The organism is Aestuariivirga sp., from assembly GCF_047602625.1.
In the GTDB taxonomy this organism is placed as follows: domain Bacteria; phylum Pseudomonadota; class Alphaproteobacteria; order Rhizobiales; family Aestuariivirgaceae; genus Aestuariivirga.
In genome coordinates, this window is sequence record NZ_JASGGV010000001.1 from 169,169 (window position 1) to 195,729 (window position 26,561).

The following is a 26,561-nucleotide window of genomic DNA, read 5'->3' on the forward strand; positions in this document are numbered from 1 at the left end:
CGAAGCCGGGGATGAGGGGTCGCGCTGAACTCAACCACCGCTCATCCGGCGCTTCGCGCCACCTTCCCCCGCGAGGGGGGAAGGATGATCACTCCGCCGGTTCGAGCACGGGCTCGGTTACCGGGTGGGAGATGTGGCGGCTGAGGAATTCCGACAGCCGGTCCATATACAGATAAAGCACCGGCGTCACGAAGAGCGTCAGCGTCTGCGACACGATGAGGCCGCCCACCACGGCGACGCCGAGCGGCTGGCGGAGTTCGGCGCTCGCGCCTTCGCCGAGTGCAATGGGGAGCGTGCCCATGAGGGCGGCGAGCGTCGTCATCATGATGGGGCGGAAGCGCATCACGCAGGCTTTCTCGATGGCGTCGCGCGCACTCATTCCGGAGCGCCTCAACGTCAGCGCCACGTCGATCATCATGATGGCGTTCTTCTTCACGATGCCGATGAGCATGAGAAGGCCGATCACCGCTATCAGCGACAGGTCGAAGCCGAACAGTTCCAGCGCCAGCAGCGCACCCGCCGCCGCCGCCGGGAGGCCTGAGAGAATGGTGAGCGGATGGATGAAATTCTCATAGAGAATGCCGAGCACGATATAGATGGTGATGATGGCGCCGAGGATCAGCCAGCCCTGGTTGGCGACCGAATCCTGAAACGTCTTGGCCGTGCCATAGAAGGCGGTGGAGATCGATTTCGGCAGGCCGATCTGCTCTTTGAGCTTGTCGAGTTCGGCGATGCTGGAGCCAAGCGACACGCCTTCCGGCAGGTTGAAGGAGAGGGTGACGGCGGGAAGCTGGCCAAGCTGGTTCACGGTGAGAAGGCCAGCGCCCGTCTCGATCTTCGCAAAGGCGCTTAAAGGGGCAAGGCCGCCGCTCGCGGTGCCCACCTCGATGGCGCCCAGCCGCTCCGGCGTCCAGTCGATTTTGGGATCAAGCTCCATGATCACGTCGTAGCTGTCGGCGGAGCCATAGATGGTGGCCACCTGCTGCGTGCCGAAGCCGCCATAAAGTGTTGAGCGCAGCACGTCCGAGCCGATGCCCAGCGCCGCCGCCTTGTCACGGTCGATGACGAGGCGCACTTGCAGCGAGTTGTCCTGCAGGTCGGAGCTCACATCGGTGAAGAAGGCGTGGTCGTTGCGCATCGCGTCGATCAGCTTCTGCGACCACTCGTTCATCTGCGCCTGGTCGAGCGCCTGCATGACGATCTGGTATTGGCTGGAGGAGGAGCGCGCACCCACCGAAGAATTCTGCACCGGGTTCATGAAGGTGTTCATGCCGGGAATGCCGCCAAGCTGGCGGCGGAGATCGGCGAGCACCTTTTGCAAATCCGGGCGCTGCGTCTTGGGTTTCAGCTCCACGAAGAGACGGCCGGAATTCATGGCGCCGTTGAAGGCGCCGGTGACATTGACGACATGCGCGACGTAAGGCGATTTGGCGAAGACATCCGCCACCTCGGCCTGCAGCGCCTTCATCGCGTCGAAGGAAACATCCTCGCGGGCCTGCGTCGTCACCTGAAGCTGGCCGATATCTTCCTGCGGGAAAAATCCCTTGGGGATGGTGTTGAAGACCATCACCGTGACGGCGATGGTGGCAAAGAACACCAGAAGGATGAGAAACTGGAATCTCAGGCAAACGCGCAAGAGGGCGTGATAGCCGTTGACGACCGCCTGAAAGCCGCGCTCCAGCCATGCGTTCGAAGCCCTTTTCCTGCGCATGGGCATCGCCTTCGCCCAAAAGGCGCGACGCCAGCATGGGCGTGAGCGTGAGCGAGACGAACATCGAAACGATGATTGCTGCTGTCACGACGACCGCGAATTCGTTGAAGATGCGGCCGATGACGCCGCCCATCAGCAGCACGGGAATGAACACTGCGACGAGCGAAACGGAAATCGACAGAATGGTGAAGCCGATCTCGCGCGAGCCTTTGAGCGCCGCCTCATAGGCGTTGAGGCCGTCTTCCTCCATGTGGCGCACGATGTTTTCGAGCATGACGATGGCGTCGTCCACCACGAGGCCAACGGCGAGGGTGAGGCCCATCAGCGAAATATTGTCGATGGAAAAATCCATCAGATACATGATGCCCAGCGTGCCGATAAGCGAGATCGGCACGGCGAGTGTCGGGATGAGCGTGGCCCACACGCGGCGCACGAAGAGATAGATGACGAGGATCACCAGCACGATGGTGAGGCCCAGCGTGAACTCCACATCATGCACGGCCTGGCGGATCGAACTGGAGCGGTCGTTGAAAACCTCAAGCCCCACATCTCCCGGAAGCTGGTCGGCGAAGGTGGGAATCATGGCCTTCACCCGGTCCACCACCTGAACGGTGTTGGCATCGGGCTGGCGCTGGATGGCGAGAACGATGGCGCGCGTGCCGTCATACCAGCTGGCGATCTGGTTGTTGGCGACGGAATCGATCACCCGCGTGACATCGCCAAGCCGCACCGGATTGCCGTTGTGGGTGGCGATGATGAGGCGGCTGAAATCGGCGGCGTTGTTCAACTGCGTGTCGGCGACGATGGTGAGCTGCTGCTTGTCGTTCACCAGCGTGCCGAGCGGCGTGTTCTTGTTGGCGGCTGAGATAGCCGATTGCAGCTGGGCGATGGAAATGCCGCGCGCCGCCAGAGCGGACGGATCGATCTGGATGCGCACCGCATATTGCTGGCTGCCGAAAATCTGCACCTGCGCCACACCATCGAGCGTCGAAAGCGACGGCGAGATCACCTGCTGCGCAAAGGCGTCGAGATCGGTGAGGGGCGTGGTCGAACTCTTGAGCGCCAGCAGCAGGATGGGCGCATCCGCCGGATTCACCTTCCGGTAGGAGGGAGGCGACGTCATGTCATCCGGCAATTGCCGCTGCGTGCGCGTGATGGCCGCCTGAACGTCCGCCGCCGCCGCATCGATATCGCGATTCAATGCGAACTGGATGGCGATGGAGGTCGAGCCCAGCGAGTTGGACGTCGAAATGCTTTCAATGCCGGCGATGGTGGCGAATTGCTTGATGAGCGGTGTTGCCACCGAGGTCGCCATGGTGTCGGGCGAAGCGCCGGGCAGCGAGGCCGACACGTTGATGACCGGGAATTCGGCGCGCGGCAGCGCAGCCACGGGAAGCAGCGACCATGAGAACAGGCCGCCGATCACCGCGGCGATCGACATGAGGATCGTCGCGACCGGGTGGCGGATGCAGAATTCGGAAATGTTCATGGGGTGGTCTGCGCTGTTTCATTTTTGGGAGCGGCGGCAGCGGAGGTGGAGCTCTCCTTGGGCGGGATGACCTTCACGGCGGCATTCGGCTTGAGCCTGAGCTGGCCTTCCACCACCACCTGCTCGCCCGCCTTGAGACCCGCTGATACGGCGGATTTGTCACCTTCCATGCGGGCCACGGTGACGGGGCGCATCTCGACGGTCTTGCCGTCCTTCACCACCCACACATAGGGGCCGCTCTGGCCAGGCTGGATGGCCACGGTGGGAACGATGGCCACATTGGGCAGCGTGCCATACTGAACGGCCACGTCCACATGCTGGCCCGGCCACAGCATGAGATTGGCATTGTCGATGGTGGCCATCATGGTGATGGTGCCAGACGCGCTGTCGATGGTGGAATCGATGAAATCAAGCTGCCCGCTGCCCAGCACATCCGTGGTGGCGCTGCGCAGCACCTGCACGGTGATCTTGCCGTCCGCATCGCGCGTCTGCCGCATCGCCTGCAGATCGCGCTCCGGGAACTGGAAGCTGATGCGCAGCGGATCCATCTGCGTGATAGTCATCAGCGTGGGCGTGCCGCTGGCGCTGACGAGATTGCCGACCGTCGCCGCCACCGTGCCGAGGCGGCCGGAGATGGGCGCGATGATTTTCGTGTAGCCGAGCTGCACGGTGTCCGCATCGACAGCCGCTTGATCGGACGCGACGGTGGCGTTGGCGGCGAGGCTGGCGGCCAGCGCCTGATCATAGGCCTGCTGGGTGCCGGCGTTTTTTTCCGAGAGCGTCTTGGCGCGCTGGAGATCGAGCGCCGCGCTTTCGGCCAGCGCCTTGTCTTTTTCCAGAATGGCGCGGTTCTTGGCGGCTCCGGCCTGCAACGCCCGGTCATCGAGGGTGACGAGCAGATCGCCCGCCTTCACCATCTGCCCGTCCTTCACATGGACGGCGGTGATCTGGCTCGCCACCTGGGCGCCGATCTGCGCCACGGCGGGCGACTGCATGATGCCATAGGTGCGGTCGATCACCGGGAAGGCGCCATCATCAGCCGCCACGGCAGTGACGGCGATGGCATTGCCGCCCGCCTTCTTGCCTGCATCGGCGGAAGCGGCCTGCGTTTCGGCGGCGGGCAGCCAGCCTTGCGCGACGGCCGGAAGATGCGGCCTCACGGCCTCTCTCACCGGAGGCACGAAGCGAATGATGGCCAGAACGGCCACCACGGTGAGGAGCAGGCCCAACAGTTTTTTCATCCGCTTATCCCAATCCCTCACCGTGCCGCAGGCGCGCGCTCTGGGCATTTCAACTGCAAGACGCATGAATCGCCGCAAACCGTCGCTTAATCATGGCGAAAGGCCGTAGCGAGTGAAAATCATTTCAGGCGGGATTTGCGTGTGTTTCCGCTGCATTGAGCGGAATGGGGGCTGGCCCCGCGTTTCGCGCATGGGGCGCTTTTAACCCTCTGACGGAAGCCTCTTCCCGTTTGCCGGGGCCTCCCCTATCTATGGAGCATTCTTCATCGAACTGATTCACGAAAGACAAGAATTCCATGCGCGATCCCCTAGACATTGTGACAACCGGCTCGTTCTGGCCGTCGGTCATCCAGCAGGAATTGCGCGGCGAGCGGGTGTATGATCTGCCGTCGAGGCTTCTGCGCGAACGCATCATCTTCATCACCGGCGCCATCGACGATACCGTGGCGGCCTCGGTCTGCATGCAGCTTCTCTTCCTCGAGGCCGATAACCCGAAGAAGGAAATCTCGATGTACATCAACTCGCCGGGCGGCGTGGTGACATCGGGCCTGTCGATCTACGACACCATGCAGTTCATCCGCCCGCAGGTTTCGACCATCGTCATGGGGCAGGCAGCCTCCATGGGCTCGCTGCTGCTGTGCGCGGGCGAGAAGGGCCAGCGTTTCGCGCTGCCGCATTCGAGCGTGATGGTGCATCAGCCTTCCGGCGGCTTCCAGGGCCAGGTGACGGACATCCTGATCCATGCCCGGAACGTCGAGAACCTCAGGAAGCGGCTGAACGAGATTTACGTGAAGCACACCGGCCGCACCATCAAGGACGTGGAGGACGCGCTGGAGCGCGACAACTTCATGACCGCCGAGCAGGCCAAGGAGTTTGGCCTCGTCGACAAGATCCTCGACAAGCGCCCGGTTCCATCGGACGGCAAGTGAGCGCAGGAATTGCAATTGGAAGTTGTTCAAATCAATTCTTGATTAACCATATCGGCCCATGCTGAAATTGAGTTGGTTGAAGCAAGAGGCCGGGAGAATAAGGGCAAAATCGCGCAAGGCGCGGTGAATTCCTGTTAAAGTCCGCACGTCTATGGTGCGGACGTCTGGCCAAGGAGAGCACATGAGTAAGGCAAGCGGGAGCGACAACAAGAACACCTTGTACTGCTCCTTCTGCGGCAAGAGCCAGCATGAGGTGCGGAAGCTGATTGCCGGCCCCACGGTTTTCATCTGCGACGAATGCGTTGAGCTGTGCATGGACATCATCCGCGAGGAGAACAAGTCCTCGCTGGTCAAGTCCAAGGATGGCGTTCCCACCCCGCACGAAATCCGCAAGGTTCTCGACGATTATGTCATCGGCCAGGAGCACGCCAAGAAGGTGCTGTCTGTTGCGGTGCACAATCACTACAAGCGCCTGAACCACGCCCAGAAGAACAATGACGTCGAACTGGCGAAGTCCAACATCCTGCTGGTCGGCCCCACCGGCTCCGGCAAGACGCTCTTGGCCCAGACGCTGGCCCGCATCCTCGATGTGCCCTTCACCATGGCCGACGCCACGACGCTCACGGAAGCGGGCTATGTGGGCGAGGATGTGGAGAACATCATCCTCAAGCTGCTGCAGGCGGCCGACTATAATGTCGAGCGCGCCCAGCGCGGCATCGTCTATATCGACGAGGTCGACAAGATCAGCCGCAAGTCTGACAACCCCTCGATCACCCGCGATGTTTCGGGCGAGGGCGTGCAGCAGGCGCTACTCAAGATCATGGAAGGCACGGTGGCGAGCGTTCCCCCGCAGGGCGGCCGCAAGCATCCGCAGCAGGAATTCCTGCAGGTTGACACCACCAACATCCTGTTCATCTGTGGCGGCGCCTTCGCGGGGCTGGAACGCATCATCAGCCAGCGCGGCAAGGGGTCCGGCATCGGCTTCGGGGCGGAGGTGAAATCCGCCGATGACCGCCGCACCGGTGCGCTGCTGCGCGAACTGGAACCGGAAGATTTGCTGCGCTTCGGCCTGATCCCCGAATTCGTCGGCCGCCTGCCGGTGGTGGCGACGCTCGAGGACCTTGACGAACCGGCGCTGATGCAGATCCTGACCGAGCCCAAGAACGCGCTGGTCAAGCAGTATCAGCGGCTGTTCGAGATGGAGGGCGTGAAGCTCACCTTCCCGGACGAGGCGCTGCATGCGATTTCCCGCCGCGCCATCGAGCGCAAGACGGGCGCCCGCGGCCTCCGCTCCATCATGGAAGCCATCCTGCTCGAGACCATGTTCGACCTTCCCGCCATGAACGGCGTGGAGGAGGTGGTGATCTCGAAAGAGGTGGTGGAAGGCGATGCCAAGCCGCTGCTGATCTATGCCGACCGCGACAAGCAGGCCAACGCAAAGCTGGCGCCTGCGGCCTCGGCCTGAGCCTGAATGACCCATTGCAAGCCATGGCCGGAACGCAAGTTGTTCCGGCCATGCGCGTTTTCCGCCGGCATTGAAAACCCGTTCACGCGTCGCCATTTTTGCAATCGACCAAGAGGCCGGAGTGGTGTGAAGTCTCTCATGAAGTGATTTACAGCGACTGCGGCCTTGAAGCCACACAGGGCGCCACGGGTTTGCGGCAATTCTGCGCAAACTCAAGTGCGGCCCGCCCGCGAAAGGAATGATGATGTCGAAATCTCCCAAGTCTACCGCCGAAGGCAAGCCGGAAACGCTTCCCGTTCTGCCGTTGCGCGATATCGTTGTCTTCCCGCACATGATCGTGCCGCTCTTCGTGGGGCGCGCGAAATCGATCAAGGCGCTGGAAGAGGTGATGCGCGAGGACAAGCGCATTCTGCTGGTGGCGCAGAAGAACCCCTCCGATGACGATCCGGCGCTGGATGCGATTTATGAAGTGGGCACGCTTGCCCAGGTGCTTCAGCTTCTGAAGCTGCCCGACGGCACCGTGAAGGTGCTGGTGGAAGGCGTCGAGCGCGCCAAGGTTCACCGCTTCACCGACCGCGCCGATTTCTTCGAGGCCGAGGTGGAAGTGACGCCCGCGCCCGCCGGTGACACGGCGGAAGTCGAGGCATTGGCGCGCACCGCCGTGTCGCAGTTCGAGAGCTATGTGAAGCTCAACAAGAAGGTGCCGCAGGAGGTGATCGCCACCATTGGCCAGATCACCGACTTCTCCAAGCTCGCGGATACCATCGCCGCGCATCTGGCGATCAAGATCCCCGAGAAGCAGGAACTCCTCGAGATGGCCTCCGTGCAGGAGCGCCTCGAAAAGGTGTTCGCGCTGATGGAAGGCGAAATCTCCGTCCTCCAAGTGGAGAAGCGCATCCGCAGCCGCGTGAAGCGGCAGATGGAGAAGACGCAGCGCGAATATTACCTGAACGAGCAGATGAAGGCGATCCAGAAGGAACTCGGCGACGGCGAGGAAGGCCGCGACGAGATCGGCGAACTGGAAACCCGCATCAAGAACACCAAGCTCTCCAAGGAAGCGCGCGAGCGCGCCGACGCCGAGATCAAGAAGCTCAGGCAGATGAGCCCCATGTCGGCGGAGGCCACCGTGGTGCGCAACTATCTCGACTGGCTGCTCGGCATCCCGTGGGGCCAGAAGAGCAAGGTGAAGAAGGACCTCTCCTTCGCCGAAGGCGTGCTGAACGCCGATCACTTCGGCCTCGACAAGGTGAAGGAGCGGATCGTCGAATATCTCGCCGTCCAGAGCCGCACCAACAAGCTGCGCGGGCCCATCCTGTGCCTCGTCGGCCCTCCGGGCGTCGGCAAGACCTCGCTTGGCAAATCGATCGCCAAGGCGACGGGCCGCGAGTTCATCCGCATGTCGCTGGGCGGCGTGAGGGATGAGGCGGAAATCCGCGGCCACCGCCGCACCTACATCGGCTCGATGCCCGGCAAGGTCATCCAGTCGATGAAGAAGGCGAAGAAGCAGAATCCGCTCTTCCTGCTCGACGAGATCGACAAGATGGGCATGGATTTCCGCGGCGACCCTTCGGCGGCTTTGCTCGAGGTGCTTGATCCCGAGCAGAACGCCACCTTCATGGACCACTATCTCGAGGTCGAATACGATCTCTCGAACGTGATGTTCGTGACCACGTCGAACACGCTGAACATTCCGCCGGCGCTGCTCGACCGCATGGAGATCATCCGCATCGCCGGATACACCGAGGAAGAGAAGCTCGAGATCGCCAAGCGCCATCTCGTGCCGAAGTCCATGGAGCATCACGGCCTGCAGAAGAAGGAGTTCGAGATCACCGACGAGGGCCTCTATGAGGTGCTCCGCCGCTATACGCGGGAAGCCGGCGTGCGCTCGCTGGAACGCGAGATCAACACGCTCGCCCGCAAGGCGGTGAAGGACATCATGCTGTCCAAAAAGAAAAAGGTGAAGGTCACGCCGGAAGTCGTGAACCAGTACCTTGGCGTGCAGAAGTTCCGCTATGGCGAGATCGACCGCGAAGATCAGGTCGGCGTCGTGACGGGGCTGGCCTGGACGGAAGTGGGCGGCGAGATCCTGACGATCGAAGCGCTCATGATGCCGGGCAAGGGCAAGATGACGGTGACGGGCAATCTCAAGGACGTGATGAAGGAGTCGATCTCGGCCGCTTCATCCTATGTCCGGAGCCGCGCCACCTCGATCGGCCTCAAGCCGCCGGTGTTCGACAAGCGCGACATCCACGTGCACGTGCCGGAAGGCGCCACGCCCAAGGATGGCCCTTCGGCTGGCATCGCCATGGTCACCGCCATCGTCTCGGTGATGACCGGCATTCCCGTCCGCAAGGACGTGGCGATGACGGGCGAGATCACGCTCAGGGGCCGCGTGCTGCCAATCGGCGGCCTGAAGGAGAAGCTGCTGGCGGCGCTCCGCGCCGGGATCAAGAAGGTGATGATCCCCGAGGAGAACGCCAAGGACCTGGCCGACATTCCGGAGAATGTGAAATCCGGCATGGAGATCATCCCCGTCTCGCGCATGGACGAGGTGCTGAAGCACGCGCTGGTGCGGATGCCCGAGCCCATCACCTGGGACGAGGAAGCCGAGGAAGCCGCCGCCGCCGCCAAGGCCGCGGCGGGCGCCAGCACGGGCGAACCCGCCCGCGCGCACTGAAAGTCCTTGTACGAATGAAGAAGGGCGGGAGAGCAATCTCCCGCCTTTTTATTTTGCAATGAGGAGTTCAGCCTTTGCGGCAAGTGCGTCTGCATCGGAAATCGCGCCAGCGCTTTGCATCCCGTCGATGATTGTGTTCCGGCGCGACAGGGCTTCGTTGGGATGGAGGCCGGGATCGTAAAATGATGGAGCTTTTAGCAGCCCTGCCAGCGCAACCGTTTCACTAAGGCTGAGTGCGGATGGGCTTTTGCCGAAATAGACCTGCGCCGCGCAGGAAAATCCATAGGCGCCGCGCCCGAAAGAACTGTGCTGGAGCACGGCCTCCTCAATCTCATCCTTGCTGAGGTGAAGCGCCATCCGGTCGGTCTGAACCAGCCAGTTCAACTGCGAGCGCATTGTCCGCTGAGCGGTCTTCGCAAGTTGCAGACGCGCGGCAAGGGCCGGGAGCGGCAGGTTGTGAGCATCCCAGCCGAACAGCAGGTTGAGGCTGGGCAATCCCCGTTTCTTCGGGAAAGCCGGGTCTTCCGCCGCGATAAGCGCCGCCCTGATTGCCGGTGGAATGTTCGCATCAACGAAAGCAGGAGGTGCCGGGCAGGGCGCGGTTTCAGGATCGAGGACAGCGCGCGGATCAGGCAGATCGCTGGCAATCCAGAACCATGCCGCAACCGGCGCGATGACAAGCAGCGCGCACAGGCCGCCGAGGAGATAGAGGAAGGCTCTGAGGATCATGCGCTATCCTCATGGCGTTTTCATGCGCCTGAATTGTGATGGTGAAGCGAACGTCCTTCTCCCCCTGTGGGAGAAGGTCCGGCGAAGCCGGGGATGAGGGGGCGCGCTGGCCTCAACCACCCCCTCATCCGGCGCTTCGCGCCACCTTCCCCCGCGAGGGGGGAAGGATGAAATCCGGGCGTGCAAATCCTTGCCAAACCAGCCGAATCGCCTGAATTTCATGGGCGTCACCCAAGGGGCAGGAGGCAGCGCACCCGGAAGCTGAACGGAACGTTCAAATCACATCAGCCCCGTGCGCCCTCAGAACCCGCACGGGGCATTTTTGTGGGCGCTTGCGTTGCGGGAATGCCGCCGCTAAGAGCCTGCGCGGGGGCGATTAGCTCAGTTGGTAGAGCGCTTCGTTTACACCGAAGATGTCGGGAGTTCAAGTCTCTCATCGCCCACCAGAATTTGATTTTGAAATCAATTGCTTAAAAGAAATCTTGCTCGGTTTGTGTAGCAACAATGCGTAGCAAGTATGTGTAGCAGCCACGAGTTTCAGATCCCTTTTTGTTTTCATGGCCGGATCGTGCCATGAATCCCGGTCATGTCGCATCAATCATTCCGGCCAAGGTTCCCGCCTCTATGGGAGATTAAGGTCAACTCCGAGTTGTTCACTGTCGCGTGCGGCTTCAAGTCATTGACCGAACGTAAAGTCGAGTATTAGCTGAACTGAAAGAATCGCGTTTGCCGGGGTCTGTATGGGCGATTGGCTCAAGTTTTTAGAGATGAAATATAACGTAGTCGCGGGCGTGTTTTTGGCATGCCTGATTGCGCTATTTTTTCTGTCACCATCTGAATTTCGGGCGCAGCCTGGGTGGGTGCATCCGGCCATCGAATTGTTAGCGGTGCTGTCTGGTAGTCTGACAGCGATGAATATTTTCAAGTTCGGTGCGGACAAAAGCAAAACTTGGCTTCAGAATCGTTCGCTTGATCAAAAAAAGCAATTAGCTCTTCAAAGCACCTTTGCCTATCTCGAAACACTGAGTGAAGAGGAATACACTATATTGGCGTGTTTAGTGACTCGCAATCAGCAATCGTTCAACGCAAAATTGGTTGAGCCTAAAATTCAGACTTTGCTACAAAAAAGATTGTTGATCCGGGCAAACGGCGCTGCAAATTTCTTTAATGTCGCGTATATGGTTCCAGATGCGGTTTGGGCAGAACTAAAGCGGCGTTCTGAGGAATTCGTGTATGCGGGTAATGACAAACCATGGACTAGTCATGCGCCATACTAGAAAAGCGACCGCGGTCGAGCCAAGCCGAAGAAAATTACTGTTCGTTGTGTAAAAATATTTATTCGTGCAAACAAGTGGAGGGCTTGTATGAATAGTTATGAGACAAAGGAAGCACTTAAGAAAATCGGCGACAAACTATCACGAGCCAATCAGGAGATTGGCTTATACGTGATGGGAATGAAGGATGGCGAAAAGAAAGAACTGAACAAAATCGCTTTTGACGTAACGGAGTGTCTCGATAGCTTGAATGATGTCATTGCAAATCTAGCAATCGACCACATTAAGAACAAATAAAACAGGCGCGGCCGCAAGGTCGCGCCCATGTCAGGATTGTTCCTGGCCTAGATGGGATAACCCGCCACCTTAAGCTCGTATGCCTTTCGCGCCCATGTCATTGGCGCTCCCGATGGCGGGCTCGTAATAGTCATCAACGCAAGTTCGGAATTTTGTGGAAAATTCGCAGAGGTAGTCAGCGCAGCTTTCGAGGGATTCAAAATCGCCTTCATTGCCGCTGTTGGAAATTGTGCCCTCAACAATGCCCTTTATTGTATTAAGAATATTTTTGATAACGTCACTTTGAAGGTGGGCGAGGAAAATCTCGGCATTTGATGAACCCTGTATATCCTCCAAGTTCCATGCGCCAGGGATGCTCTTCTTCGTAAGGGTGTTCAAAAACTCACTAAACTTTTTCATCTTTAATCCTCTAAACTCTGTGCTTAAGTCAGCGCGTGGCTGTCCATTTTGCGCTATAGCGTCAAATCTGAGGATTGCTCGTAATATCTGCTATGCAAAGCTTGCAAGTTCCTCATGTGGAAAAAATAAAGGCACGGCCTCTTAGGTCGCACCTTTCACGTCGACCTTTATCGAGGTCGGCCAGATATCCCTACTTCGCCCAAAGCAACCCTGATCGTATAATGGTGAACAGAGATAAGCATTGTGGACAGGTGGATTGAGTTCCGCTTCCTGTGCGTAAAGTAGGGCTTTTCCAAAATCCTGAAATTCGCGTAATAATCCTTTCGACACAGCCGGGCAGGGTGCTGCCCGGCTATTCCGGAGTGCCTAAATGATCAAAGCCATCATGGTCACGATGATGATAACAACCTCTCCGCAGGGGGAAGTTAGCCTCGCGTTGCCAATCGTAAACTATGAGGTGATGGAGTTCGCTAAATGCGGCCGCCTTGCCAAACAGCTAGACGACCAAGAGGAACTGCTCAAGCAGGCGAAGAAAGATGCGAGCGCAAATGTCACTGAAATCAGAGTTACGCGGCGTCAATGTATTCCTGTCCGAGTTCAGGATATGGCCGTGTTCATGACTACGTTCTCCGATCCTGGCAATCCCAACGACTGATCTTCCGGCCAGACGAGCGCGCATTTCCCCTCAATGCTCGCCCCCGCAGTGCCTATGGTCCTTCAGCACTTCGAGCACGCGGCAGTTTCCGGCTCTGCCATGCGTGCCGTCGTCCACCATGCGGCGGAGTTCCTTGCGGAGCGCCTGGAGTTTCTTGATGCGCAGCTCCACCTGTTCGAGATGGGTTTCGACCATCCGGTCGGCGGCGGCGCAGCTTGTTTCGGGATTGTCGGAAAGCTTGAGCAGTCCTCGAATCTCGTCAATGCTGAAACCCAGCTCGCGCGCGTGGCGGATGAATTTGAGGCGCTTGGCATCCTCCGCGTCATAAAGCCTGTGCCCGCCTTCCGAGCGCATGAAGGGGCGGATGAGGCCAATCTCCTCGTAATAGCGGATGGTCTGCACCTTGGTTGAGGCCATTTCCGCCAGCCTGCCGATTTGAAGCGTGGCCATCGCTTTTCTCCTTGAAGCTCCAGTGACTGGAGATTCTATGTAAGGGAGAGTTTCCGTTCAAGCCCGAGGCCCCATGACCACATCAGCCAAGTTCCGCGTCCACGGCATGGATTGCGCGGCCTGCGTGACCAAGATCGAGACGGCGGTGCGCCGGATCGACGGCGTGTCGGATGTGGCGGTGGGATTGCAGACCGAAACGCTTTCCATCACCTATGCGGGCGAGGCCAAAGATGAGGCCGTGACGCGCGCCGTGACGGCGCTCGGCTATGCGCTGGGTGGCGCCGATGGCGCAGCGGTGCATGATCACGCAGGCCATGACCATGATGATGACCACGGCGCGCCCATCGAAGGGCCGTGGTGGCAATCCGATCGCGGCAGGCTGGTGATCGCCACCGGCCTCCTTCTGGCGGCGGCCTATGCGGTGGATCATCTTCTGGGGCAGGGCGGCTGGTACGTGTTTCTCGCCGCCGCGTTGATCGGCGCGGCCCCGGTGGCGAAGCGCGCCTTTGCGGCCCTGCGCTCGGGGTCGGTCTTCACCATCGAACTGCTGATGACCATTGCGGTGGCGGGCGCCATCGCCATCCACGCGGTGGAGGAGGCGGCGGTGGTGGTGTTCCTCTTCGCGGTGGGCGAAATGCTGGAGGGGATCGCCGCAGGCCGGGCGCGCGCCGGCATCCGCGCGCTGGCCAAGATCGCGCCGGCCACCGCCATGGTGGAAACGCCGTCCGGCCTTGCCGAAACGCCGGTGGGCGACATTGCCGTGGGCAGCATCATCGTGGTGCGCCCGGGCGACCGCGTGCCCGCCGACGGGGTGATCGTCTCGGGCCGCTCGGCGGTGGATGAATCGGCATTGACGGGCGAATCCGTGCCGCGCGGGAAGGGCGAGGGTGATGTGATCCTCGCCGGTTCCATCAACACCGAGGCCGTGCTCAGGATGCGCATGGAAAAACCGGCGGGAGACACGCTGATCGCCCGCGTGGTGCGCCTTGTGGAAGAGGCGGCGGACGCCAAAGCCCCCTCCGAACGCTTCATCGAACGCTTCGCCCGTTGGTACATGCCGCTGATCTGCGGCCTGGCTTTGGCAGTGGCAGTGCTGCCGCCGCTGGTCTGGCAGGAGCCTTGGGCCACATGGATTTATCGCGGGCTGGCGCTGCTGCTGATCGGCTGCCCCTGCGCGCTGGTGATTTCAACACCTGCCGCCATTGCCTCAGCACTTGCTGCGGGTGCGCGGCGCGGCCTTCTGGTGAAGGGTGGCGGCGTGCTGGAACAGATCGGCAAGGTGAAGCACATCGCCTTCGACAAGACGGGCACGCTGACGGCGGGAAAACCTGTCGTCACCGATGTGGTGACATTCGGCGCGGCGAAGGAAGAGGACGTGCTGCGGCTGGCGGCGGCGGTGGAGCAGGGCTCGTCGCATCCCCTGGCACTCGCCATCGTGGCGGCTGCGGAGGCGCGGAAGATCATTGTCAAGGCCGTGGCCTCGCAGGTGCTGCCGGGCAAGGGCGTAGCGGGCCGCGCCGAGGGCAAGATGATTACCGTGGGCGCCGCCGCGCGGTTGAACGTGGTGGACAAGGATGTGCTGGCGCGCGCCGCCTCTCTTGAATCTCAAGGCAAGAGCGTCTCGGTGGTGCTGGCCGGCACAACACCTCTGGGCCTGATCGCCATGCGCGACGAACCGCGCGCCGATGCGGTTTCGGGCGTGGCCGAGATCAAGGCGCTGGGCATCACGCCCATCATGCTGACGGGCGACAACCGCGCCAATGCGGAAGCGGTGGGGCAGATCGTCGGCATGGCGGTGAAGGCCGAGCTTCTGCCCGAGGACAAGCTGGCGGTGATCCGCGCGCTTTCGGGCGATGGCGGCATCGCCAAGGTGGGCGACGGCATCAATGATGCGCCGGCCCTTGCCGCCGCCACGGTGGGGATCGCCATGGGCTCCGGCACCGATGTGGCGCTGGAGGCGGCGGATGCGGCGGTGCTCAACAACCGCATTTCCGATGTCGCCAATCTGGTGCGCCTGTCACGCCGCACCCTCAGCGTGATCTGGCAGAACGTGGCGATCGCGCTGGGGTTGAAGGCGGTGTTCCTGGTGACCACGGTTCTGGGCATGACCGGCCTGTGGATCGCCATTCTCGCCGATACCGGTGCCACCGTGCTGGTGACGCTGAACGCGCTCCGCCTGCTTGGCGCAAGCAAGGGCAATTTAAAGTAAAACGGCAACGGAAAATTAACGCAAACCCAAGCCCCCCTTTGGTGAACGGAACTTCAACCATATTTGAGGGCTTTGCCAATCGGAAGAAAACGGGGGGTGAGACTTAAGACTTCATTTCACCAAATCCGACAGAGTTCGGATTGGATGAACGTATAAATTCGGAATCGACGATGCCCGCAGGCACAATCTGGGTTCATAAGGCAGAGGTGACGGCGCCCCCGTTGGCGGCGGACGGCCTGCCGGACGAACGCGACCTGCTGCACCGGCGCGGCTACGTGAAGATCACCGAGGATGCAGGCGGCACCACCGTCAAGTGGACCATGTTCACGCCCAACTGGGCCTCGCTCTATTTCGCCATCGAATACATTCTCAACAGCCCCGGCCCCTATCATCTCAATTATTATTCCGCCGGCTGGTTTCAGGAGCGCTTTGATCTCGCGTCCGACGCCGCTGACCGCCTGACGCAGCTCATCTACAAGAGCGACATTCACCTTTCGCGCACCGTCTATATCCAGCCCGCCAGCGAGAACAATCCGCGCGTGCCGCCGCTGCTGCGCGCCGCGCTGGAAAAGAACGAGATCGACGAGGAACATTCCGTCGATTGCATTTACGACCAGCAGTCGCAGAAGTTCCGCGTGCAGCGCGTCGGCGCCGAATCCACCATCGCCAAGCTGTGGGGCATGAGCCCGGTGTCCTATCCCTGCCTCACCGGCCACAGCTATGACCAGGCGGTGAGCCGCATCTATCCGGAAGTGAGCCGCACCGGCGATCCCCACTATGATCACATCTATGCGGCGATGACCTCGCCCAATGGCGAGGTGGTGTGGGTGCCCTATCAGCGCGTGGTGCTGCCGCTTAAGGGAACCCGCAGCAAGAAGGGCGTGCGCATCGTCACCGAACTGGCGCGGGTGGATATTTCGCCGCTGTAGATTTCAGCTTTCGGCCGCCGCTTCCGCGTTGATTGCCATTTCGGCGACGCAAAATTCGAGATGCCGCCGTTCGGCGATGGCAATCCATTCGTGAGGTTCAGCGCCTTCCGGTTCCCAGTCCCAGGTGAGGAAAGAGGGTTCGAGATGGCCGTAGCCCATGCGGATCAAATGGCCGCGCGTCGCCATCGAGTCACCCGTCAGCGCCCATATGGCGTCGGGCTGCCATTTCACCAGTGCCAGCAGCATGCCGAGGCGGGGAAATACGTTGAAGCAGCCTTTGGAATGTTTCTCGATCCACAATTCACCGTGATAGACGGCCTTGCCGCGGATCAGGGCGGCGAGCGAATGATCGGGCGCGTGAAGCTGGTTGGGCACGATCATTTCGCGCCGCTTGGCATAAAGCCCCATCATCCAGCCCAGCACCCAATCGGCAAGATTTGGCGAGGCATCATCAAGGCGGAAGGCCTGGATGCCTACCGTTTCGCCTGCCGCATTGTGGGCGGACAGCCAGAAGCCGGTTTCGCCCAATTCGCGGCTGACCGTGATATCGAACATCGGCGAGACGGCGGAGTTGCGTACCGCAAGACGCTCGCGGGCGAGCGCAGCGAAGTCAGAGGAAATCTTGAAGGTGTAGCCGATCGCCTGGCCTTCATCGATGAGGCGGGCAATGGCCGAAACAGTGCGCAGCGGATCGGACAGGCCGTGCGCTTCCGTCAGCGGCTGGGCTCCACGTAACCCCACTCCCAACGCATACATGCTCTGACGCCCTTTCGTACTTCGCTTCGCGGCAAGCCCGTGGAAGGCAGGTCCCGCGTGGGAAGTCTCGCATTTTTCTCCTACATTAACGTTACCAAATACCCCAACCGGGTTAACGTCAAGGTCAATCTGCCGGGCAATCCGCATTGGCTGTTTCGCCATCGCAACCGCGCAGCGTCATCCTGAGCCGCCACCAGCTATGGACGATGAGCGTGACAATCACCAGCATGCCGCCAAACAGTACCATGGAACTCGGCACCTCGTTGAACAGCATCCAGATCCACAAAGGTGTCAGCACTGTTTCCAGCAGAAAGAACATCGACACATCAGCGGATGGAATGAAGCGCGGCCCGTTGGCGATGAGCGCCGTGGCGAGCGGAATGGCGATGAGGCCGTTGAGTGCGATCCACACCCAGGCCGGTACCTGATAGGCGCTTGTGGCGGTCAACGCGCCAAAGTCCACATGCGCAAAAAGAAGCGCGATGATCGCTGAAAGCAGGCTGCCGACGGCGACGCTGGTGGCGACGTTCTTGCCGCTGGCCCGGATAATCGTGAAATTGGTGGCCGTGCATATGGCCGAGACAAGCGCCATGAGATCGCCCATGACATGGCCGCTGCCAATGCCATCCCAGACGATAAGCCCCACGCCGAGGAAAGATGCTGCAATGGCAGCCCATGTGAAAGGATGTACCCGCTCGCCGATGAACAGCCGGGAAAAGCATGCGGCGAGGAGGGGAATGAGGGCGATGATGAACACCACATTGGCGCCACTGGTGGTCTTGATGGCGCCGATATAGGTGATGTTGGAAATCGTGTTGCTGATGATGACCGCCAGCCCGGCGATGCCAGCGATATAGGGTGCGCGTGACTTGCCGGACGCGCGGATGAGATACCAGCAGGCGGTGATGGAGAGAAACAGGAAAACGCCGCGCGCGAAGACGAGAGTCCAAATGTCAGCGCCCGCCAGCCGCAACAGCGGCAGGTCGAGCGTAAAAAGCAAACCGCCGATTGCCGTGATGGCAAGGCCCTTGCGAACCTGAGCCGCGGCGCTTGCTGGGGACGTCATGATCGCGGTTGCTTCCAAGATCTCAATACTGCGCCAGTTCTAGGGCCGGAATCATTAACGCAGCGTCAGTATGGAGAGCGGATTTGAACCGAGCAAGTGCCTATTTCCTGGGCGAAAGCTGTTTTAATGTTGGCTGGCCATCAAATGGTAAACGGCCGATTTAACGGCGCACCAGATCCCAGCCATTGGGTGTCAGCCGTTCCTGCGGCATGAATCGCGCCTTGTAGTCCATCTTGCGCGAACCGTTCACCCAGTACCCCAGATAGAGGTAAGGCAGCCCCAGCCTGCGCACCCGTTCGATATTGTCGAGGATCATGTAGGTGCCGAGGCTGCGGCTGGCGAAATCCGGCTCATAGAAGCTGTAGATCATCGAAATGCCGTCGCCCAGAATGTCGATCAGCACCGCGGCGATGAGGGCGCCGTCCTCGCCAGCCAGACGATACTCCACCAGCCGGTTGTCGACGAAGCTGTCGTCCACCATGGCGGCGAAATCCAGCACCGTCATGTCGGCCATTCCGCCGTCGCCATGGCGCGCGTCGATATATCCGCGGAACAGGGAATAATGTTCGCTCGAGGCCTTGGGCTTCACCACCTGCGACTGAAGGTCGGCATTGCGCTCCATCACCCGCCGGAAGGAGCGCGATTGGGTGAATGTGTTGACCGGCACGCGCACCGAAACGCAGGCCTGGCATCCCTCGCAGGCCGGGCGATAGGCGATGTTCTGGCTGCGGCGGAATCCCCCTTGCGAAAGCTGGGTGTTCAAGCCGCGCGCATCCGCCCCGACGAGATGGGTGAACACCTTGCGTTCCAGCATGCCGGGCAGATAGGGACAGGGCGCGGGCGCGGTGATGAAGAACTGCGGAAAGTTGCGGCGTTCGATACTCACGGAATTTGCGCTCCGGTGAAGGCAGGCGGAAAACTCGCATATTGCAAGCGGCGGGCATCCCGTTTCAAGTGTCTTCTCGGCCTTGCGCCGGGCAATTAAATCTGAAGTCAATCCACCGGGCAAACGGCATAATATGCAGGAGAATGCGATGAAGGCGGCATGGATCGGGCTGGGCGTGATGGGATATCCGATGGCGAGGCATCTCGCCGCGAAAGGCGGCATACCCGTCACCGTCTACAACCGCACCTCTGCCAAGGCCGCGAAATGGGCGGCGCAGAACAAGGGGGCGAGCGCGCCAACGCCGCGCGAGGTTGTGAAAGACGCGGATTTCGTTTTCGCCTGCGTCGGCAATGACGATGATCTCAGGCAAGTGACCATCGGCCCCGATGGCGCGTTTCAGGCCATGAAGCCGGGCGCGGTGTTTGTCGATCACACCACCGCCTCCGCCAACGTGGCGCGTGAACTTCACGCGGAAGCAAAGACGCGCGGGCTTGGCTTTGTCGACGCGCCGGTCTCGGGCGGGCAGGCGGGGGCGGAGAATGGCGTCCTCACCGTGATGTGCGGCGGCGATGAAGAAGACTATGCCAGGGCCGAGCCGCTGATCGCCCATTATTCGCGCATGTGCCGCCTGCTGGGGCCCGCCGGATCGGGCCAGCTTGCCAAGATGTGCAACCAGATCGCTATTGCAGGCCTGGTGCAGGGGCTGGCGGAGGCTGTCAATTTCGGCATGAAGGCGGGGCTCGACATGCAGGCCGTCACCGAGGTGATCTCCAAGGGCGCCGCCGGTTCATGGCAGATGGAGAACCGCCACAAGACGATGATTGCCGGGAAATTCGACTTCGGCTTCGCGGTGGACTGGATGCGCAAGGACTTGGGCATCTGCCTCGAGGAATCCCGCCGCAACGGCGCGCCGCTGCCTGTGACGGCGCTGGTCGACCAGTTCTATGCCGAAGTGCAGAAGCTGGGCGGCAATCGCTGGGACACGTCGAGCCTGATTGCGCGATTCCAGAAGCTCGGTAAGTAAATTTAGTTACGCTCAGCGCAGCTTGCGCGCGATCTCGAGTGCGAAATAAGTCAGCACCCCGTCCGCCCCGGCGCGCTTGAAGGCCATGAGGCTTTCGGGGATCACCCTGGCGGGATCGAGCCAGCCGTTCTGGCACGCCGCCATGATCATCGCATATTCGCCCGACACCTGATAGGCGAAGGTGGGCACGCCGAAGGTCTGCTTCACGCGCGCCACGATGTCGAGATAGGGCATGCCCGGCTTTACCATCACCATGTCCGCGCCTTCGGCGAGGTCGAGCGCCACTTCGCGCATCGCTTCGTCGGTGTTGGCGGGATCCATCTGATAGGTGCGCTTGTCGCCGGTGAGGGTTCCTGACGAACCAACCGCATCGCGGAAGGGGCCATAAAACCCGCTCGCATATTTGGCGCTGTAGGCCATGATCTGGACGTGCTGGAGCTTTGCTGACTCGAGCGCCGACCGGATGGCCGCCACCCGGCCGTCCATCATGTCGGAGGGGGCGATGATGTCGCACCCCGCTTCAGCCTGCACCATGGCCTGCTTCACCAGCGTTTCGAGCGTCAGATCATTGACGATCTGGTCGCCCTCCATCAGCCCGTCATGGCCGTGGCTGGTATAGGGATCGAGCGCCACATCGCACATGACGCCGATCCTGGGCACGGCCTTTTTGATGGCCCGCACGGCGCGGCAGACAAGGTTGCCGGCATTCAGCGCCTCAGAGCCATCCGGCGTGCGGAGCGCCGGGTCGGTATAGGGAAAGAGCGCGATGGCGGGGATGCCAAGATCGGCGGCTTCCTTTGCCTTTTCCGTCACCAGATCGACCGACACGCGCTCGACACCGGGCATCGAGGCTACGGGAACTTTGGTATTGGCGCCCTCAACCACGAAAACCGGCCAGATGAGATCGGAGGCGAGCAGGGTGTTTTCGCGCACCAGGTCGCGCGACCACGGCGCCTGCCGGGTGCGGCGCATCCGCAAGGCCGGGTATTGCGCGGAAGGATAGGACCGTTTCATGCCCGCTCCTTAACAAGTCTGAACGGCAGGCGGAAGCACCCCTGCCGCCGCACCCTTTGCGTCAGCTTTGTGATTTGGTTAACCCTGTTATCCGGAATTCCTTTGGATTTGATTCAATTTAACAGGCCTCCCTTAACCTGCGCGGCCAGTCACAAACCCGCCGGGGCCTTTGCCGATGCCTGTTTCCCGAATGCTGATCTCCTTGCCGATCCTCGTGTTGCCGCTGGCCGGAATGAGTGTGAATCCCGCGCACGCGGCAAGCCCGTCTGAAGAAGCCGTGCGCTACCTTGCCCGCGCCCAGCAGACCGACAGCAAGTGCCATTTCCTGTCATCCCCGCAGCGCAACGAACTGGCGCGCTATGCTGCCCGCGCCCAGCTTGCCGCCGCCAGCCAGATGTCTTCAGGCGCGGCGCGCAATGCCGCCAGCCGGGGTGCCGCGGAAGGCCGGGCACAACCCTGCACCGCCGCCACCAAGAGCGATGTGGTGGACACGCTTGTGGCCGCCCGCACGGCAGTTGCCGCAGCGGATCGTGGGCAGAATACGCCAACCACGGCTGCGCCAGCGTCAAATGCTTCGATCGCCCTGGCGTCCGGCCCACGCGGTGGCCTGAAATTCTATAGTGGGCAGGTGAAGGCCTATTACATCGAACGCAAGTGCAAGCACCTCTCTGCAAGCCAGGACAGGCGCTACTGGCAGGCCATCGGCGACCTGCACCGGGAGACGGTCGCCCGCAACGGCTCCGCATCCGTGGCGCCGGTGATGCGCAATGCCGAGGCGAGCGCCAATTCGCTCTCCTGCGGGGCCGCCACCGAAGCGGCCGTTGAACAGGGATACGAGACCGTCGCCGGAGACTGAATTCTTGCCCGCGGTTGGGGACGCGGGGTGAGGGGCGTGGGGCGCAGGTGCCGTGGTTAACGGACCGCCCCACGCCCCTTGCATTTTGCGCCACACCTTGCCGGATTTATTAAGAACGGTCGAAAAGACTCTGCTAACTCTCTGATACAGCAATGCAAATCTTCGAAAATATAAGGACAAATTTACTCAGATCATTGAGCACCCCTTAAGCCGCCCGAACGTAAGGTGAGGTCATTCGAGGACTGGGATCGATACAGAGTTCCGGCCCGGATTAAGGGATAGGTGGTAAACATGCGTACAGACGTTTTGGGCGCGCAGCGCCCGCTTGCGGTGGTTGGGGAAACCGTCCGCAATCCGGTGAAGACCCGGTATCTTGAAGCTCTCACCCTCATTGAACGGCTGCATCGCCGCCTGCTGGATGTCATCAAGGATGACTTCGAGCGGTCCGGCGAGCCGGAAGTGAACCCGGTGCAGGCGCTTCTGCTTTTCAATATCGCCGACTCGGAGCTGACGGCTGGAGAACTCAAGACCCGTGGGCACTATCAGGGCTCCAACGTGTCTTACAATCTGAAGAAGCTGGTCGAGGCGGGCTATGTGAACCATGAGCGTTCCAGCGCCGACAAGCGTTCGGTGCGCATCAAGCTGACGCCCAAGGGCCAGGCGATCCGCGAGCGCGTGGACCAGCTCTATAATCGCCAGCTCGCCTCGGTGGAGCAGGTGGTGGGCCTGAGCGTCGAGGAGTTCGACCGCCTGAACAAGGCGCTGACCCGTCTCGAGCGCTTCTGGACCGACCAGATCCTCTATCGCCTCTAAATTCTCCTGCAATGTCCTGACGCTGCCCTGTGGCCCAAAAGCCGCAGGGCAGTTGTTTTTGGGCACCGCTCTACACTTCAATCACCCAAAACCGCATTCTCGCCCCACTTGGTGCCATACCGGAGGCAGAAACATGGCCGGCTTTTGACGAGTCGGGCCATGGATGATACGCTTTTCCGGTCGTGATTGGAGTGCAGAGCATGGGTCTTTTCAGGTCGAATACGCAGCGTCTGGGTGCGCATATTTGTTCAGCGGCATTCGCGGCTGCCCTGGTTGTTCCCCTGATGATGGCGCATCCAGCGCTTGCCGGGAGCGGAGAACCCGCCAACCAGGTGCTCAAGAAGATGAAGGGCGGCGCTGACAAGAACATCAACGTCACCAACAACGCGACCGGCGGTTTTGGAAATGACGATGACGACGGCGCGCCGACCGTCCTCTCAAACTGGACCCACGCGGGTGCTGGCGGCGGCAAAGCCACCACGCTGACGCAAGTGGTGACTGATGGCACGGTAGCGCCCTTCCTCTCGGCAGACAGTTCCTCTGCCATGCAGGCGCTTGAGGCGCATTATGCGTCAATCGTTTCATCTGGTGGCTGGGGCACCGTGTCGGGCAGCCGCCTGAAGCTGGGCTCGACGGGAAAAGCTGCCGCCGCACTGAACCGCCGCCTGTCTATCGAGGGATATCTTGGAGCGGATGCGGGTGGGGACACCTATACCGCCGCCACGGCTGAAGCCGTGAAGCGCTTCCAGCGCAACAATGGATTGTTCGTGACCGGCGCGACAGACGCTCCCACCGTGGCGGCGCTGAATATCTCCGCCGACAAGCGTCTCGCCGCCATCCGCGCCAACCTGCCGCGCGTGGCCGAATACTCCAAAGACCTGGGCCCCCGCTATGTGGTGGTGAACGTGCCCGCCCAGCAGATCGAAGCCATCGACAACGGCAAGGTCTATTCGATCCACAACGCCATCGTGGGCCGCCCGTCGCGCCCGACGCCGGTTGTGGAAACCCATCTGGTGACGGTGAAGTTCAATCCCTACTGGAACGCCCCGGCTTCCATCGTCGAGCGCGATCTGGTGCCGCGCATGCTGTCGACCGGCCCCTCGCGCGTGCTCGACTCCATGAACATCAAGGTATTTGACGGCGTGGGCGGCCCCGAAGTTGACCCCGACACCATCGACTGGCGCACGGCGATCGTCGACAACTATCATTTCCGCCAGGAACCGGGCGGCAGCAACGCCATGGCGACCGCCAAGATCGAGTTCAACAGCCCCTTCGGCATTTATCTGCACGACACGCCGGAGCCGCAGCTCTTCTCGACCAGCGACCGCTTCTATAGCTCGGGCTGCGTGCGCGTCGAAAAGGTGGCGGTTCTCATCAACTGGATCATGAATGGTCAGGACGGGATCAATCCCGCCCGCATTGCCAATCTTGCCCAGACCAAGGAACGGCTGGACGAGCAGATCACCAACCCCCCGCAGTTGCGCGTGGCCTATCTCACGGCCTGGCCGGCAGGCGGCAATGTCGCGGCGTTTCGCAACGACATCTATCAGCTTGATGGCACCGGCTTCGTGACCGGCCAGCCGCTGCCGGTGGGCGAAAGCATGAATGGCCAGCGCTTCGTGTTGAAGCCGGTGCCGCGCACGCCATCCGCCGTGGACGCGGATGAGGCCTCGGGTTTTTAGCGCCTTCGCCAGCCCGCGCAAGGCGAAGTCGCAGAGCGGCGTTCTGCCCGGCTCTGACAGCATGGCCTCCGCCAAGCCGGGCAAGCTTGGCAAGCCCGACGATACGGTTTCGGCCAACAACTGGGTGAGCAGCAAGCCCAACGCCCCGGTGAAAAAACTGGCCAAGAAGCCGGTCACCACAGCCAAGGCCGGTACGGCCTCAAAGGACAAGCTGGCGGCAAAGAAGACCTTGAAGAAGGCAACCGAGGTGGCCTCCGCCTCGCCCGACACGGCCAAGAAGGCTGCAACCGTGAAACCGGTGAGCAAGCCTGCCGCGGCAACCGCCAAGGCGCCTGCCACAGCCGACAAGTGCAAGCCCGGCGCGGATGGCAAGCTGTCTTCGGGCTGCAAGTCCGCCACCGCCACGCCTGCCAAGCCCAAGGTGAAACCAACGGCCGAGACGGCTGCCAACTGATCTGTTCGATCTGAACGGGAAACGGCGCGGAAAATTTCCGCGCCGTTTGTTTTTGCGGCGCGTTTTCATGCTGCGAGGTCGCTCCCCCGTCAGCGGTAGCATGCGCCACAATGTATCTGGACCGCCATGCCGCAATCTGTCATGTGCAGCGGCACGCTCTGAAGGGGAATTGCGATGGCGAAGGCAGCGAAGAAGAAGCCGGTGAAGAAGATGGCGAAGAAGGCGGTGAAGAAAGCCGCGAAGAAGCCGTCAGGCCCCAGGCCGCTGTTCCTCGGATTTTTCAACGAGACCTTGGCCCGCAGCGACGCGAAGGTGGCAAAGGCGATTGCTGCCGAACTGGGCCGCCAGCAGCATGAGATCGAACTGATCGCCTCCGAGAACATCGTCTCGCGCGCCGTGATGGAGGCGCAGGGCTCGGTGATGACCAACAAATATGCCGAGGGCTATCCGGGCCGTCGCTATTATGGCGGCTGCCAGTATGTGGATATCAGCGAAAACCTCGCCATTGACCGGGCGCGCGAACTGTTCGACTGCGCCTTCGCCAATGTGCAGCCCCATTCCGGCGCGCAGGCCAATCAGGCGGTGTTCTTCGCGCTGCTGCAGCCCGGCGATACTTACATGGGCCTCGACCTTGCCTGCGGCGGTCACTTGACGCACGGCTCGCCCGTCAACCAGTCCGGCAAGTGGTTCAATGTGTCACCCTACAAGGTGCGTGAGGACAATCACCAGATTGACTATGATCTCCTCGCCTCGCAGGCGCTGGACATGAAGCCCAAGCTGATCATTGCGGGCGGCTCCGCCTATCCGCGCACGCTCGACTTCAAGCGCTTCCGCGAGATCGCCGATTCCGTGGGCGCTTACCTGATGGTTGACATGGCGCATTTCGCCGGGCTTGTGGCGGGCGGCGCGCATCCCTCGCCGCTGCCACACGCCCATGTGGTGACGACCACCACCCACAAGACATTGCGCGGCCCCCGCGGCGGCATGATCCTTTCCAATGATGAGGCGATCGGCAAGAAGATCAACTCCTCGGTGTTCCCCGGCCTTCAGGGCGGGCCTCTGGAGCATGTGATTGCCGCCAAGGCTGTCGCTTTCGGCGAGGCGCTGAAGCCTGCTTTCAGGAAATACGCCAAGGCCGTTGTCGACAACGCGCAGGCACTGGCCAAGGCGATGAGCGATGGCGGCTGCGATCTCGTCTCCGGCGGCACCGATACGCATCTGATGCTGGTTGACCTCCGCAAGAAGGGCGTGACCGGCAAGGCCTCCGAGCAGGCGCTGGGCCGCGCGTGGATCACCTGCAACAAGAACGGCATTCCCTTCGATCCCGCACCCTTCACCATCACCTCCGGCATCAGGCTCGGGACACCAGCGGGCACCACCCGCGGCTTTGGGCCGAAGGAGTTCGCCGAAATCGGCGCGCTCATCACCGAGGTGCTGGACGGCCTTGCGAAGAACGGCGAAGAAGGCAATGCTAAGGTCGAGGCGTCGGTGAAAAAGCGCGTCAAGGCATTGACGGACCGGTTCCCGATCTATTCATAGGCTCTCCCGCACGGGGA

General features: G+C 61.2%; 22 protein-coding genes, 1 tRNA gene and 1 pseudogene. 15 read left to right on the top strand and 9 right to left on the bottom strand.

The window, feature by feature from the left end:
- Positions 1-88 precede the first annotated feature (88 nt).
- A pseudogene (locus QM694_RS00835) lies at positions 89-3,200 on the bottom strand (efflux RND transporter permease subunit).
- On the bottom strand, positions 3,197-4,441 hold the full coding sequence (locus tag QM694_RS00840) for an efflux RND transporter periplasmic adaptor subunit (RefSeq protein WP_415005062.1): 1,245 nt from the start codon (positions 4,439-4,441) through the stop codon (positions 3,197-3,199). The pseudogene QM694_RS00835 and the gene QM694_RS00840 overlap by 4 nt, the downstream one beginning before the upstream one ends.
- A gap of 296 nt (positions 4,442-4,737) precedes the next feature.
- Between QM694_RS00840 and QM694_RS00845 the strand changes: the two genes are divergently transcribed.
- The 3 genes from QM694_RS00845 (at position 4,738) to lon (ending at position 9,512) form a co-directional block, all read left to right on the top strand.
- On the top strand, positions 4,738-5,370 hold the full coding sequence (locus QM694_RS00845; protein ID WP_415005063.1) for an ATP-dependent Clp protease proteolytic subunit: 633 nt from the start codon (positions 4,738-4,740) through the stop codon (positions 5,368-5,370).
- A 181-nt stretch (positions 5,371-5,551) separates the two neighbouring features.
- Positions 5,552-6,835, top strand: a complete 1,284-nt coding sequence (gene clpX, locus QM694_RS00850) for an ATP-dependent Clp protease ATP-binding subunit ClpX (protein WP_415005064.1) — start codon at positions 5,552-5,554, stop codon at positions 6,833-6,835.
- Positions 6,836-7,073: 238 nt separating this feature from the next.
- Positions 7,074-9,512: an endopeptidase La gene (gene lon, locus QM694_RS00855; protein ID WP_415005065.1), complete on the top strand. Its 2,439-nt coding sequence runs from the start codon at positions 7,074-7,076 to the stop codon at positions 9,510-9,512.
- A 48-nt stretch (positions 9,513-9,560) separates the two neighbouring features.
- Here the strand turns inward: lon and QM694_RS00860 are convergent, their stop codons facing one another.
- Positions 9,561-10,241 (bottom strand): transglycosylase domain-containing protein, encoded by a 681-nt coding sequence (locus QM694_RS00860; protein ID WP_415005066.1) that lies wholly within the window; start codon positions 10,239-10,241, stop codon positions 9,561-9,563.
- Positions 10,242-10,611: 370 nt separating this feature from the next.
- On the opposite strand from QM694_RS00860, the gene QM694_RS00865 reads away from it, so the two are divergent.
- From QM694_RS00865 to QM694_RS00875, 3 genes are all read left to right on the top strand, one after another.
- Positions 10,612-10,687 (top strand) — tRNA-Val (locus QM694_RS00865).
- Between the two features lie 294 nt (positions 10,688-10,981).
- Positions 10,982-11,518 (top strand): super-infection exclusion protein B, encoded by a 537-nt coding sequence (locus tag QM694_RS00870; protein WP_415005067.1) that lies wholly within the window; start codon positions 10,982-10,984, stop codon positions 11,516-11,518.
- 87 nt (positions 11,519-11,605) lie between these two features.
- On the top strand, positions 11,606-11,812 hold the full coding sequence (locus QM694_RS00875; RefSeq protein WP_415005068.1) for a hypothetical protein: 207 nt from the start codon (positions 11,606-11,608) through the stop codon (positions 11,810-11,812).
- Positions 11,813-11,881: 69 nt separating this feature from the next.
- Here QM694_RS00875 and QM694_RS00880 read toward each other — a convergent pair whose 3' ends face one another.
- Positions 11,882-12,211: a hypothetical protein gene (locus QM694_RS00880; protein ID WP_415005069.1), complete on the bottom strand. Its 330-nt coding sequence runs from the start codon at positions 12,209-12,211 to the stop codon at positions 11,882-11,884.
- A 370-nt stretch (positions 12,212-12,581) separates the two neighbouring features.
- Between QM694_RS00880 and QM694_RS00885 the strand changes: the two genes are divergently transcribed.
- A complete protein-coding gene (locus tag QM694_RS00885; protein WP_415005070.1) occupies positions 12,582-12,866 on the top strand; it encodes a hypothetical protein in 285 nt (94 codons plus the stop codon).
- 30 nt (positions 12,867-12,896) lie between these two features.
- On the opposite strand, the gene QM694_RS00890 is transcribed toward QM694_RS00885, so the two are convergent.
- Positions 12,897-13,316 carry a MerR family transcriptional regulator gene (locus QM694_RS00890; RefSeq protein WP_415005071.1) on the bottom strand — a complete coding sequence of 140 codons (420 nt, stop codon included), beginning with the start codon at positions 13,314-13,316 and terminating at the stop codon, positions 12,897-12,899.
- A gap of 73 nt (positions 13,317-13,389) precedes the next feature.
- Between QM694_RS00890 and QM694_RS00895 the strand changes: the two genes are divergently transcribed.
- Both QM694_RS00895 and QM694_RS00900 read left to right on the top strand, forming a co-directional pair.
- The gene (locus tag QM694_RS00895; protein ID WP_415005072.1) at positions 13,390-15,525 is read left to right on the top strand and encodes a heavy metal translocating P-type ATPase; all 2,136 of its coding nucleotides are present in this window, start codon (positions 13,390-13,392) and stop codon (positions 15,523-15,525) included.
- A 170-nt stretch (positions 15,526-15,695) separates the two neighbouring features.
- Entirely contained in the window at positions 15,696-16,454 is a 759-nt protein-coding gene (locus QM694_RS00900; RefSeq protein WP_415005073.1) for a hypothetical protein, read from the top strand.
- 3 nt (positions 16,455-16,457) lie between these two features.
- On the opposite strand, the gene QM694_RS00905 is transcribed toward QM694_RS00900, so the two are convergent.
- The 3 genes from QM694_RS00905 to QM694_RS00915 form a co-directional block, all read right to left on the bottom strand.
- Positions 16,458-17,210: a hypothetical protein gene (locus QM694_RS00905; protein ID WP_415005074.1), complete on the bottom strand. Its 753-nt coding sequence runs from the start codon at positions 17,208-17,210 to the stop codon at positions 16,458-16,460.
- A gap of 124 nt (positions 17,211-17,334) precedes the next feature.
- On the bottom strand, positions 17,335-18,276 hold the full coding sequence (locus QM694_RS00910) for a DMT family transporter (protein WP_415005075.1): 942 nt from the start codon (positions 18,274-18,276) through the stop codon (positions 17,335-17,337).
- 160 nt (positions 18,277-18,436) lie between these two features.
- Positions 18,437-19,162, bottom strand: coding sequence for an arginyltransferase (locus QM694_RS00915; RefSeq protein WP_415005076.1), 726 nt, complete (start codon positions 19,160-19,162; stop codon positions 18,437-18,439).
- A gap of 133 nt (positions 19,163-19,295) precedes the next feature.
- Between QM694_RS00915 and QM694_RS00920 the strand changes: the two genes are divergently transcribed.
- A complete protein-coding gene (locus QM694_RS00920) occupies positions 19,296-20,186 on the top strand; it encodes an NAD(P)-dependent oxidoreductase (RefSeq protein ID WP_415005077.1) in 891 nt (296 codons plus the stop codon).
- Between the two features lie 12 nt (positions 20,187-20,198).
- On the opposite strand, the gene hemB is transcribed toward QM694_RS00920, so the two are convergent.
- Complete coding sequence (gene hemB, locus QM694_RS00925; RefSeq protein WP_415005078.1) at positions 20,199-21,200, bottom strand: porphobilinogen synthase; 1,002 nt, start codon at positions 21,198-21,200, stop codon at positions 20,199-20,201.
- A 175-nt stretch (positions 21,201-21,375) separates the two neighbouring features.
- On the opposite strand from hemB, the gene QM694_RS00930 reads away from it, so the two are divergent.
- The 5 genes from QM694_RS00930 (at position 21,376) to glyA (ending at position 26,544) form a co-directional block, all read left to right on the top strand.
- Positions 21,376-22,056 (top strand): hypothetical protein, encoded by a 681-nt coding sequence (locus tag QM694_RS00930; RefSeq protein WP_415005079.1) that lies wholly within the window; start codon positions 21,376-21,378, stop codon positions 22,054-22,056.
- 291 nt (positions 22,057-22,347) lie between these two features.
- The gene (gene ldtR / locus QM694_RS00935) at positions 22,348-22,869 is read left to right on the top strand and encodes a transcriptional regulator LdtR (protein ID WP_415005080.1); all 522 of its coding nucleotides are present in this window, start codon (positions 22,348-22,350) and stop codon (positions 22,867-22,869) included.
- A gap of 284 nt (positions 22,870-23,153) precedes the next feature.
- Complete coding sequence (locus QM694_RS00940) at positions 23,154-24,551, top strand: L,D-transpeptidase family protein (RefSeq protein WP_415005081.1); 1,398 nt, start codon at positions 23,154-23,156, stop codon at positions 24,549-24,551.
- Entirely contained in the window at positions 24,532-25,005 is a 474-nt protein-coding gene (locus QM694_RS00945; RefSeq protein WP_415005082.1) for a hypothetical protein, read from the top strand. Before QM694_RS00940 ends, QM694_RS00945 begins: the two co-directional genes overlap by 20 nt.
- A gap of 174 nt (positions 25,006-25,179) precedes the next feature.
- Positions 25,180-26,544, top strand: a complete 1,365-nt coding sequence (glyA, locus tag QM694_RS00950) for a serine hydroxymethyltransferase (RefSeq protein ID WP_415005083.1) — start codon at positions 25,180-25,182, stop codon at positions 26,542-26,544.
- Positions 26,545-26,561 lie beyond the last annotated feature (17 nt).

Bases quoted from the DNA above. Each gene is read 5' to 3' on its own strand.
- QM694_RS00840 (WP_415005062.1), bottom strand. From the start codon at position 4,441: ATGAAAAAACTGTTGGGCCTGCTCCTCACCGTGGTGGCCGTTCTGGCC.
- QM694_RS00845 (WP_415005063.1), top strand. From the start codon at position 4,738: ATGCGCGATCCCCTAGACATTGTGACAACCGGCTCGTTCTGGCCGTCG.
- clpX (WP_415005064.1), top strand. From the start codon at position 5,552: ATGAGTAAGGCAAGCGGGAGCGACAACAAGAACACCTTGTACTGCTCC.
- lon (WP_415005065.1), top strand. From the start codon at position 7,074: ATGATGATGTCGAAATCTCCCAAGTCTACCGCCGAAGGCAAGCCGGAA.
- QM694_RS00860 (WP_415005066.1), bottom strand. From the start codon at position 10,241: ATGATCCTCAGAGCCTTCCTCTATCTCCTCGGCGGCCTGTGCGCGCTG.
- QM694_RS00870 (WP_415005067.1), top strand. From the start codon at position 10,982: ATGGGCGATTGGCTCAAGTTTTTAGAGATGAAATATAACGTAGTCGCG.
- QM694_RS00875 (WP_415005068.1), top strand. From the start codon at position 11,606: ATGAATAGTTATGAGACAAAGGAAGCACTTAAGAAAATCGGCGACAAA.
- QM694_RS00880 (WP_415005069.1), bottom strand. From the start codon at position 12,211: ATGAAAAAGTTTAGTGAGTTTTTGAACACCCTTACGAAGAAGAGCATC.
- QM694_RS00885 (WP_415005070.1), top strand. From the start codon at position 12,582: ATGATCAAAGCCATCATGGTCACGATGATGATAACAACCTCTCCGCAG.
- QM694_RS00890 (WP_415005071.1), bottom strand. From the start codon at position 13,316: ATGGCCACGCTTCAAATCGGCAGGCTGGCGGAAATGGCCTCAACCAAG.
- QM694_RS00895 (WP_415005072.1), top strand. From the start codon at position 13,390: ATGACCACATCAGCCAAGTTCCGCGTCCACGGCATGGATTGCGCGGCC.
- QM694_RS00900 (WP_415005073.1), top strand. From the start codon at position 15,696: ATGCCCGCAGGCACAATCTGGGTTCATAAGGCAGAGGTGACGGCGCCC.
- QM694_RS00905 (WP_415005074.1), bottom strand. From the start codon at position 17,210: ATGTATGCGTTGGGAGTGGGGTTACGTGGAGCCCAGCCGCTGACGGAA.
- QM694_RS00910 (WP_415005075.1), bottom strand. From the start codon at position 18,276: ATGACGTCCCCAGCAAGCGCCGCGGCTCAGGTTCGCAAGGGCCTTGCC.
- QM694_RS00920 (WP_415005077.1), top strand. From the start codon at position 19,296: ATGCAGGAGAATGCGATGAAGGCGGCATGGATCGGGCTGGGCGTGATG.
- hemB (WP_415005078.1), bottom strand. From the start codon at position 21,200: ATGAAACGGTCCTATCCTTCCGCGCAATACCCGGCCTTGCGGATGCGC.
- QM694_RS00930 (WP_415005079.1), top strand. From the start codon at position 21,376: ATGCCTGTTTCCCGAATGCTGATCTCCTTGCCGATCCTCGTGTTGCCG.
- ldtR (WP_415005080.1), top strand. From the start codon at position 22,348: ATGCGTACAGACGTTTTGGGCGCGCAGCGCCCGCTTGCGGTGGTTGGG.
- QM694_RS00940 (WP_415005081.1), top strand. From the start codon at position 23,154: ATGATGGCGCATCCAGCGCTTGCCGGGAGCGGAGAACCCGCCAACCAG.
- QM694_RS00945 (WP_415005082.1), top strand. From the start codon at position 24,532: ATGAGGCCTCGGGTTTTTAGCGCCTTCGCCAGCCCGCGCAAGGCGAAG.
- glyA (WP_415005083.1), top strand. From the start codon at position 25,180: ATGGCGAAGGCAGCGAAGAAGAAGCCGGTGAAGAAGATGGCGAAGAAG.